General features: G+C 67.2%; 9 protein-coding genes. 6 read left to right on the top strand and 3 right to left on the bottom strand.

Going from position 1 to position 8,802, the window contains the following annotated elements:
• Window positions 1-125 precede the first annotated feature (125 nt).
• The 3 genes from NS355_RS11240 to NS355_RS11230 are packed head-to-tail and all read right to left on the bottom strand — an operon-like array spanning window position 126 to window position 3,885.
• The gene (locus NS355_RS11240) at window positions 126-506 is read right to left on the bottom strand and encodes a YdbL family protein (RefSeq protein WP_058745802.1); all 381 of its coding nucleotides are present in this window, start codon (window positions 504-506) and stop codon (window positions 126-128) included.
• A 2-nt stretch (window positions 507-508) separates the two neighbouring features.
• On the bottom strand, window positions 509-697 hold the full coding sequence (locus NS355_RS11235; RefSeq protein ID WP_240954966.1) for a YnbE family lipoprotein: 189 nt from the start codon (window positions 695-697) through the stop codon (window positions 509-511).
• Window positions 698-726: 29 nt separating this feature from the next.
• The gene (locus NS355_RS11230) at window positions 727-3,885 is read right to left on the bottom strand and encodes a YdbH domain-containing protein (RefSeq protein ID WP_058745803.1); all 3,159 of its coding nucleotides are present in this window, start codon (window positions 3,883-3,885) and stop codon (window positions 727-729) included.
• Between the two features lie 158 nt (window positions 3,886-4,043).
• On the opposite strand from NS355_RS11230, the gene radC reads away from it, so the two are divergent.
• From radC to ychF, 6 genes are all read left to right on the top strand, one after another.
• On the top strand, window positions 4,044-4,733 hold the full coding sequence (radC, locus tag NS355_RS11225; RefSeq protein ID WP_058745801.1) for a RadC family protein: 690 nt from the start codon (window positions 4,044-4,046) through the stop codon (window positions 4,731-4,733).
• Window positions 4,734-4,817: 84 nt separating this feature from the next.
• A complete protein-coding gene (locus NS355_RS11220) occupies window positions 4,818-5,792 on the top strand; it encodes a hypothetical protein (RefSeq protein ID WP_058745800.1) in 975 nt (324 codons plus the stop codon).
• Window positions 5,793-5,856: 64 nt separating this feature from the next.
• Window positions 5,857-6,432, top strand: coding sequence for an aminoacyl-tRNA hydrolase (gene pth, locus NS355_RS11215; RefSeq protein ID WP_056431669.1), 576 nt, complete (start codon window positions 5,857-5,859; stop codon window positions 6,430-6,432).
• A complete protein-coding gene (locus NS355_RS11210) occupies window positions 6,429-7,031 on the top strand; it encodes a TIGR02466 family protein (protein WP_058745799.1) in 603 nt (200 codons plus the stop codon). The genes pth and NS355_RS11210 overlap by 4 nt, the downstream gene beginning before the upstream one ends.
• A 167-nt stretch (window positions 7,032-7,198) precedes the next feature.
• On the top strand, window positions 7,199-7,393 hold the full coding sequence (locus NS355_RS11205; protein WP_058745798.1) for a hypothetical protein: 195 nt from the start codon (window positions 7,199-7,201) through the stop codon (window positions 7,391-7,393).
• A 140-nt stretch (window positions 7,394-7,533) separates the two neighbouring features.
• Complete coding sequence (gene ychF / locus NS355_RS11200) at window positions 7,534-8,634, top strand: redox-regulated ATPase YchF (protein ID WP_056431664.1); 1,101 nt, start codon at window positions 7,534-7,536, stop codon at window positions 8,632-8,634.
• Window positions 8,635-8,802 lie beyond the last annotated feature (168 nt).

Raw genomic sequence — 8,802 nt, 5'->3', positions numbered from 1 at the left:
TTTTGTTTTTTTTTTTCAAGACAAAAGCGGCATACGAGTTGGGAGCCCGTCTCGTGGGCTCGGGAGTTTTTATTAGGGACAGCCCCGCCCCCCCCCCGCCTGCGGGAGGGGAGTGAGAAGAAGAATTACACGCAGGCCGGGGCCCGTTCCGGAGCCGCGCCGGTGCGGGTCTTCCACGCACCCTCGGGCGTCTTGTACTTTTCACCGCTCGCCGTCTGGGCGATCAGGTTGCAGCCGCTGGTGAAGGCCATCTGCTCGACGGTGGCACCGCTGGCCTGGGCCTTCTGGGTATAGGCGGCCTTGCGCTGGATGTTGATGCTGTTGACCAGCGTGCGCAATGCGGGCGTGGCGGCGCCGACGATGCCGAGATAGCCATCGGGCTGTTCGCCGACCAGACCCTCGGCGCGGGCGGCGGCATAGGCCGGATCGCGCTGTGCCATCGCCATGCCCGATACGCCCAGCAGCGCCACCGCGCCAAGCGCCAGGATCACCGTCTTTGCCTTCATGATTAGAATATCCCCGGATTCTGCTGGATCAGCGATTTGGCTTCGCCGTCCAGGCGATATACCACTTCCTGCGTCACATTGATGTTCAGATTGATCTCGATCGGCTTCTCCGGCGCGGAGATGTTGACGCATCCTCCGCTCATCAGGGTCAGCGCGACCGGCATCCATCGTGTCGCATCCAAGATCGGCATCCTTCCCAGCATTTTCAATCCTGTTACGGTCATGGCACGGTCTCGCTTGCGGCTGGCTGAATGGAGGTGGCGGCGGGGTTCGCGGACGGCGCGGCACGCTTGTTCTGTTCTTCCAGCAGCGCGGGCAGGTTGCGCTGGATCAGTCGGCGCGGGTCGTAGAAGGACTGCGCCGAATCGAGCAGCCCGCGGAAGGGCGCCTTGATGCGCACGTTGAAGATGAAGGGCAGGCGCTGAAGCCGCCGGATGATGAAGTTGGACTTGGCGCCCTTGCCCTGGCTGATCCCGGCAAAGCGAACATCGGTCACCATCTCGCCCGCCAGCGGCCCGTTCATGTCGATCCGCAAGCTGCGATAGTTGAGCGAGCGTAGCGCTCCGAAGGCCAGATTGCCCCAGACGCCCAGATCCTTCTGACTCAATTCGCCGAGATAGGCGATGCTGCCGCCGCCGGAGCGCACGGCCAGCCGCCCCCCCTCGATCCGCCCGCCCCGCTCGTCGAAGATCATCGGCAGTGTACCGTCGAAGACGCCGGTGGCGTTCAAGTTCTTGAAGTCGAACTGGAGCAGGAACTGGTCGGCCGCCGCCCCCTCGACATGGAAGGTCATGCGACGTTCGACCGGCTGCGAGAAGTCGAGCAGCGTTGGATCGAGGGTCAGCGTGCCGCCCGCGAACGGCCAGCGGCCGCTCTCCACCTTCACCCGCGCCCCCGACAGCGTCTGATAGCGGATGACGCCGTTCGTCACCTGGATGCCCGGATTGATCGTCTTGACCGTCGCCACCTGTCCCGGCGCACTCTCCAGCGCGAGCAGGTCGGTGAAGTCGATCGTGCCCGCTATGCCGCTGACCGGGCCGAGCGCAGCGGCCAGATCGATCCCGTCGGTGCCGAATCGCCCGGTCGACCGCACGCCGTTCGCATCCCAGACGATATGGCCAGTCCCGTTGATCGGCCCACGCACATCCTCGATCACACCCTTCGTCACCGGGGTCAGCAATTCGGGCTGGAAGTCCTTGGTGAAGGTGATGCCCGGCACGTGCAGGTCCGCCTCACCCGCGCCCTTGTCGAGCGCATGGGCGATGGTGACGTCGGCGACCTTCACCGATTTGGTCGGCTCGAACAAGCTGCCCTTGGCGTCGATCCGGCTTCCCGCCAGCGTCAGCGTGACGTCGCGTGCCGCCATCGGCAGGAACCGCGGCGAATCGGCCCGTGCGTCGCGCACCTGAAGCGCGCCGTTCAGCGTCAGCACACCGCCCGCCAGCCGCCAGTCGCCGCCCGCCTCGCCCAGCAGCAGCGGCACCTGCCCCACCTGTCCCGAACCGCCGGTGAACTGGCCCGCAAGGCCTTCCGGCGTGATCCGGCCGTTCAGTTCGGCCGCGTCGATCCGGGTCGGCGATTCGGGGCGGCCGATGACGGTCTGCACGCCGGTCAGGGCGAAGCTGCGGTCGGCCAGCGCAAAGCGGGTCGTCGCCGCCGCCAGGGTCAGCGGGCTGCTGCCGATCTGTCCGACGAGCTTCGTCGCGCCCAGTTGCGCGCCGCCGCCCAGCCTTGTGCCATCCAGCCGAACCAGCGCGCCGTCCAGCGGACACAGCCGCACGCCGACCTTCGCCAGCCTGAGGCCCGACAGCGCCAGCCGGTCGATCGCGAGCGGCTGGCAATCGGGATTGACCAGCAACCGCCGTCCGCCGTCCCAACGCGCGGCGATGGGTAGGACCAGCCCGTCGATCCGCCCGCTGCTGATCGGCCCGGACAGCGCGACACGGGTCGTCACCTGGGTCTCGCCATTGGCGGCCGAGCGGAAGACCATCCGGTCGAAGGCCAGAGCGGCACTCCCCGCCTCGTAGCGCGCCAGTTCGGCGGTGCCGCGCATCGGCTGTTTCGGCCCATCCTGTTGCAGCGTCGCCCGCAGGCTGGGCAGACCGCCGCCGCCCATCGCCGCTCGCGTATCGATTCGCAGCCCCCGCGCATCATAGGCCAGGCCAGATCCGCCTGCGAAGGCGAGCCGCCCGCCGCTCGCCGACGCGACCGTCAGGCGCGGCACGCGCACGGCAAAGCCCGGACCGCGTGGTCCCCTGTCGCTGTCGATCGCCAGCGCCATGTCGGCGGCGAAGCGACGCCCCGCTCGCCCGACCGCCTGGGTCATGGCGCGCAGCACCGGTCCGACCGGCGTGCCCGCTGCCGCTTCGCCTGCCTTCACGACGGGGGCCAGCACAGCGGCCGATGCCTGCGCACCGCCCAGTTGCGCCTGTCCGTCGAAGCGGGTGGCGGAGCCGATCAGATAGCGACCCGCGACCATCGCCCGTTCGGCGCGACCGATTTGGGCGACGACGTTGCGCGCAGCGACCTGGATGCGCCCCTGGGTGCCCTTGGCCGTGCCGGAAAAGTCGATCTGCCCATCGATCGCCGCAGCGGCCAGAACCGGATGGCGGATCGCCCCGCTGCCGAGCGAAGCCCGCCCCTGCCAGCGATCGAGCGCCGCGCCGAGGGTCACGTCGCCCCGCGCCGCCAGATCGGCGACCGCCACCTCGCCGCAGCGCAGATGGCCAAGTTGCAACGGTCCGGTCAGTGTCGGCTGTTCGCGCACGACGCGCACACGAAGGGGGGCCGCCAGCCCGGTCGCGACGCAATCGCCCATCACCAGCCTGGGTGCGACCGCCGCCAGCCGTCCGGTGAAGCCGTCGTTCAGCACCCCCTGCCCGGATAGGCTCAGGCCGACGACCCCGTGCGGCGTTTCGAGCCGGATGCCGCCATTCTGCACCGCCACGTCCAGCGCAGGCAGTTGGAACGGTTTGCCCGACGCATCGGGCGGCCCCATCAGCTTGTCGAGCGTGCCCAGGCTGATCCGTCCGTCGATCAACCGCCCGCGCAGGCGGACACGCCCGGCGCGTACGCCCGTCACGACCGGTCCCGACAGGGTCATCCGGGTCCGCGTCTCCAGCCAATCGGCGACGAGGTCGGGGCGCTGCGGATCGCCCAGCACGACGTTGGTCAGCCGCTGTCGACCAAAGCCCAGATCGGAAATCCCGTAGAGCGCCGGAACACCGCGCCTGGCGAGTTCGCGGTCCAGCACCTGGCCCGCCAGCGGCTTGCGCTCGACCCACAGCGCGATCAACGCGGCCAAAATGACCAGTGCGATGGCGATCAAGGTCCGTTGAAGACGACGGAAACGGCGGACGGGGCTCGCGACCGGGGTCACGCGCGTTTCGCTTTCCTCGCTCGCGCCCTCCACCCCGATGCCACTCCCTCACTCTTGACCCACGTCATAAACACCGTGCCCCGCGCCACGCAATCGCGCGAAGCCCGGCGACAGTTCCCGCGGCCCGCCTTATGATGCCCCGCCACGGGGGACGGGACATGCGCGATACCAGCGAAATCGAGGCGAACGATCATGCCGGACACCGCGCGCGGCTCCGCGACCGATTGCTGGGCGGTGGCGGATTGCTCGATCATGAACTGATCGAATATCTCTTGATGACCGCCATCCCGCGCCGCGATACCAAGCCGATGGCCAAGGCCCTGCTGCGCGAGTTCCACGACATCGGCGGCGTCCTGACCGCCGACCCCATCGCGCTTCAACGGGTCGACGGCATAGGCGAGACGGCGGCGGCGACGATCAAGATCGCCCAGGCCTGCGCGCTGCGGCTGGTCCAGGCGGAGGCGATGAAGCGTCCGGTCCTGTCCAACTGGCAGGCGCTGCTCGATTATCTGCACGCCGACATGGCGCATCACGGGGTCGAGCGGGTGCGGGTCCTGCATCTGAACACCCGCAACATGCTGATCCGCGACGAATTGATGGGACAGGGCTCGATCGACCAGGCGCCGGTCTATGTCCGCGAGGTGATCCGGCGCGCGATCGACTTCGGCTCCGCCGCGCTGATCCTGGTCCACAACCACCCCAGCGGCGACCCCTCGCCCAGCCGCGCCGATATCGACGTCACCCGCGCCATCGCCGAGGCGGGCAAGCGGCTGGGCATCACGGTGCACGACCATCTCATCATCGGCACCTCGGGCCATGTCAGCCTGCGCGCACAGGGGCTGATCTGACGCCGCCGTCGAAGCGTATCATTATGACCAGGCGGGGGGCGTGACCGGCTTGTCATCGCAGGCGCACTGCCGCATCCCCTTGTGATGACGTCGTCCGCCCGTCCCCACCGGCTTTTCTGCAAGGTCTTCGACCGGACCCTGCGCCGGGCGCGGATGCACCTTCACCTGCATGTCGCGCGGCGGATCCTGGCGACGCCGCCGATCATCCCCCGCAACGACGGTGTGATTATCCTGTCGATGATCGGCACCCGCACGCTGATCCCCTATCTGGTCGCGATCAAATCCTTTCACCAGCATCTGGCGATGGGCCGGATCGTCCTGATCGACGACGGCAGCCTGACGGAGGCGGACCGGCGCATCCTGGCACGGCATTGCGGCGCGCCCCGGATCATTCCGATCGCGGAGATCGACACCGGCGCGTGTCCGCGCGGCGGCACCTGGGAACGATTGCTGGTACTGCTCGACCTGCGCGCCGATCACTATGTCGTCCAGCTGGATTCCGATACCGTGACGCTGGCCGACCTGCCCGAGGTTCGCGCGGCGATCATCGGGAATCGGGGCTTCATGCTGCTGGGCGGCCCCGACAGCCAGGCCCTGGGCATCCAGACGCTGCCGGAGTTCGTCCGACGCAAATATCCCGACGGCCCGGTGTCGGCCCCGGCGCACATGCAGGCGCTGATCGAATCCCGTTATGCCGCCTATCCCGAGGCGGAATGCCATTCCTACGTCCGGGCGTCGTCGGGATTTGCGGGCTTCGCTCGCGGCGGAGCCAGCGACCGCACAGCGGCCACGACCTTTTCGCGCCGGGCCGAGAATCTGGTCGGCACCGCGACCTGGGCCGAATGGGGCAGCGAACAGGTGACGTCGAACTTCCTGCTCTCCAACGAGCCCGGCACCGTCACCCTGCCCTATAGCCACTATTATAACTATTGGCGCACGCCGGTCACCGGCGATGAGCGACTGGTTCATTTCGTCGGCACGCACCGCTATTCGGACGGCGTCTATCGTCACATGACCGCGCGCGCTATCGACCGGCTGACGCGACCCCGCACCGAATAGCGGCTTTGGCGTCCCGACACCCGATGCTAGGGGCCTCATCCGTAACGTGAATGAGGAATGGGACATGCAGGTCTGGACCGGGCTGGGCAATCCGGGGGCGCAATATGCGATGCACCGCCACAATGTCGGCTTCATGGCGATGGACGCCATCGCCGAGGTGCACGACTTCGGCCCCGTGAAGAAGCAATTCCAGGGCTGGACGCAGGAAGGCCGGATCGGCGGGCAGAAAATCCTGCTGCTGAAGCCCGCCACCTTCATGAACGAGAGCGGGCGGAGCGTCGGCGACGCGCTGCGCTTCTACAAGCTGGGCGTCGAGGCGCTGACCGTCTTTCACGACGAACTCGACATCGCGCCCTTCCGCGTCAAGGTGAAGACCGGCGGCGGCACGGCGGGGCATAACGGTCTGCGCTCGATCGACCAGCATCTGGGGCCGGACTTTCGCCGCGTGCGCCTCGGCATCGGTCATCCGGGCCACAAGGACCGGGTGACCGGCCATGTGCTGGGCAATTACGCCAAGTCCGAGATCGAGCCGCTGTCCGACCTGCTCGGCGCGCTGGCGGCGGAGGCGCATTGGCTGGCGGAGGGCGATGACGTGCGCTTCGTCAACGACATCGCGCTGCGGCTGGGGGATGCGGCATGAGCGTGCGGCGCCTCTTTGCCTCGTTGCTCTATGAGGGCCAGCTGGACGATGCCGATCTGCTGGCGGATATCGAACAGAGCTGCTGGGCGCTGGCCGAGGACGACCGGGCCGGGCGACGCTGGAGCAAGGAGCATGGCTATCGCGGCTATACCAGCTACGCCTCGCTCAACGACCTGCCGATCCGCGATCCCGTCTTCGCGGACCTGAAGAAGAAGCTCGACCGTCATGTCGCGCGCTTCGCCGAGGAATGCGCCTTCGATCTGGGCGGCCGCAAGCTGAAGCTCGACAGCCTGTGGGTCAATGTCCTGAAACCGGGCGGGCATCACTCGGCGCATATCCACCCCCATTCGGTGGTGTCGGGCACACTATACGTCGCCATGCCCAAGGGCTCGGGCGCGTTGAAGCTGGAGGATCCGCGCCTGCCGATGCTGATGGCCGCACCGCCGCGTCGCCCCGATGCGCCGGACGATCTGGCCACCTTCGCCACCGCCACGCCCGAACCGGGCACGGTGCTGCTCTGGGAAAGCTGGCTGCGGCACGAGGTCGTGCCCAACGGGGCCAAGGGCGAACGGATCAGCGTCAGCTTCAATTATCGCTGATCCGACTGGAACGGGGGCGACGACATGCGCGACACCCGCGACCAGACGAAAGGTTCCCTCGTCTGGTCGTTGATATGGGGCGCTTGGTCGCGGCGATATCGTGCCGTTAACCTGTATTGGGTAAGGAGGATGGCGATCGCACCTCCTTATTTCCGGACCTGTCCTCGATGCTCGAATTCGCCGTCTTCACCTTTGGCATGTTGGCCAGCTTCGTGCTGTCGGGCCTTGGCCGGAACAAGAAGGCGCAGCGCGCCAATCCGCCGATCCTGCGCTATATGGGCCTGGTGCTGATGGGCTTTTCGGGCGCGATGAGCGTCATGCTGCTCGGCTATGCCGCCGCGCTGGCGGTCGGTGCCGCCTGACGAACCGGGCATTCTCCGCCTCCGCTCGGGCTGAACGGAGGTTGGGGCCGGATACCTCCTCACCCCCGCACCATCAGTTGAGAAATTCCCCCATCCTCGCTAGAGGGGCGCTTTCCCCTTTCCTGTAGGATAAGCGACGCATGGGTTTCCGCTGCGGCATCGTCGGCCTGCCGAATGTCGGCAAGTCCACCCTTTTCAACGCGCTGACCGAAACGGCGGCGGCGCAGGCCGCCAATTATCCGTTCTGCACGATCGAGCCGAATGTCGGCAACGTCGCGGTGCCCGATCCGCGCCTTTACCAGCTGGCCGAAGTCGCGGGCTCGGCCAAGATCATCGAAACCCAGCTGGCGTTCGTCGACATCGCCGGACTGGTGCGCGGCGCATCCAAGGGCGAAGGCCTCGGCAACCAGTTCCTGGGCAACATCCGTGAAGTCGATGCGATCGTCCACGTCCTGCGCTGCTTCGAGGACGGCGACGTCACGCATGTCGAGGGCAAGGTCGATCCGATCGCCGACGCCGAGACGGTCGAGACCGAGCTGATGCTCTCCGACCTGGAAAGCCTGGAAAAGCGCGTCCCCGCCTTCATCAAGAAGGGCCAGCAGGGCGACAAGGAAGCCAAGATCGCCGCCTCGGTGCTGGGCCAGACGCTGGAGCTGCTGCGCGACGGCAAACCCGCGCGGCTCACCGTGCCCAAGGACGAAGAAGAAGCCCGCGTCTTTTCGCAGGCACAGCTGCTGACCGCCAAGCCCGTCCTCTATGTCTGCAATGTCGAGGAATCGAACGCGGCGAACGGCAACGCCCATTCGCAGCGCGTCTTCGAAAAGGCCGCCGCCGAGGGTGCACAGGCCGTCGTCGTCTCCGCCGCGATCGAGGCCGAGATCGCGACCATGCCCGCCGAGGATCGCGGCGAATTCCTGTCGGAACTGGGTCTGTCGGAAACCGGCCTCGCCCGCGTGATCCGCGCCGGTTATGCGCTGCTCGACCTGCTGACCTTCTTCACCGTCGGCCCGAAGGAAGCGCGCGCCTGGACCGTCCATCGCGGCGCCAAGGCGCCCAACGCGGCGGGCGAAATCCACAGCGATTTCGAGCGCGGCTTCATCCGTGCCGAGACGATCGCCTATCCCGACTATATCGCCTTCAAGGGCGAAGCCGGCGCACGCGATGCGGGCAAGCTGCGTGCGGAGGGCAAGGAATATGTCGTCCAGGACGGCGACGTGATGCTGTTCCGCTTCAACGTCTGAAACCCCATGGCGCCGGTCGGGTTCACTCGACCGGCGGCCAGCCCCGCTCGATTGCCTCTTTGCAGGAGCGGTTCGGATGGCTACGCACCGAACATGATCCATGTTAGCGCGTTTCGCCGTGTCATCTACACCAGCCGCGCCGTTGGCGATGACGAACGCGCCGACCAT

This window comes from Sphingomonas yabuuchiae (assembly GCF_001477495.1).
In the GTDB taxonomy this organism is placed as follows: Bacteria; Pseudomonadota; Alphaproteobacteria; order Sphingomonadales; family Sphingomonadaceae; genus Sphingomonas; species Sphingomonas yabuuchiae_A.
The sequence above is the reverse complement of the archived record's forward strand: the minus strand, read 5'-3'. Positions and strand labels throughout refer to the sequence as shown.

Excerpts from the sequence above, each read along its gene's own strand:
- NS355_RS11240 (WP_058745802.1), bottom strand. The coding sequence starts at position 506 with ATGAAGGCAAAGACGGTGATCCTGGCGCTTGGCGCGGTGGCGCTGCTG.
- NS355_RS11235 (WP_240954966.1), bottom strand. The coding sequence starts at position 697 with ATGCCGATCTTGGATGCGACACGATGGATGCCGGTCGCGCTGACCCTG.
- radC (WP_058745801.1), top strand. The coding sequence starts at position 4,044 with ATGCGCGATACCAGCGAAATCGAGGCGAACGATCATGCCGGACACCGC.
- NS355_RS11220 (WP_058745800.1), top strand. The coding sequence starts at position 4,818 with ATGACGTCGTCCGCCCGTCCCCACCGGCTTTTCTGCAAGGTCTTCGAC.
- pth (WP_056431669.1), top strand. The coding sequence starts at position 5,857 with ATGCAGGTCTGGACCGGGCTGGGCAATCCGGGGGCGCAATATGCGATG.
- NS355_RS11210 (WP_058745799.1), top strand. The coding sequence starts at position 6,429 with ATGAGCGTGCGGCGCCTCTTTGCCTCGTTGCTCTATGAGGGCCAGCTG.
- NS355_RS11205 (WP_058745798.1), top strand. The coding sequence starts at position 7,199 with ATGCTCGAATTCGCCGTCTTCACCTTTGGCATGTTGGCCAGCTTCGTG.
- ychF (WP_056431664.1), top strand. The coding sequence starts at position 7,534 with ATGGGTTTCCGCTGCGGCATCGTCGGCCTGCCGAATGTCGGCAAGTCC.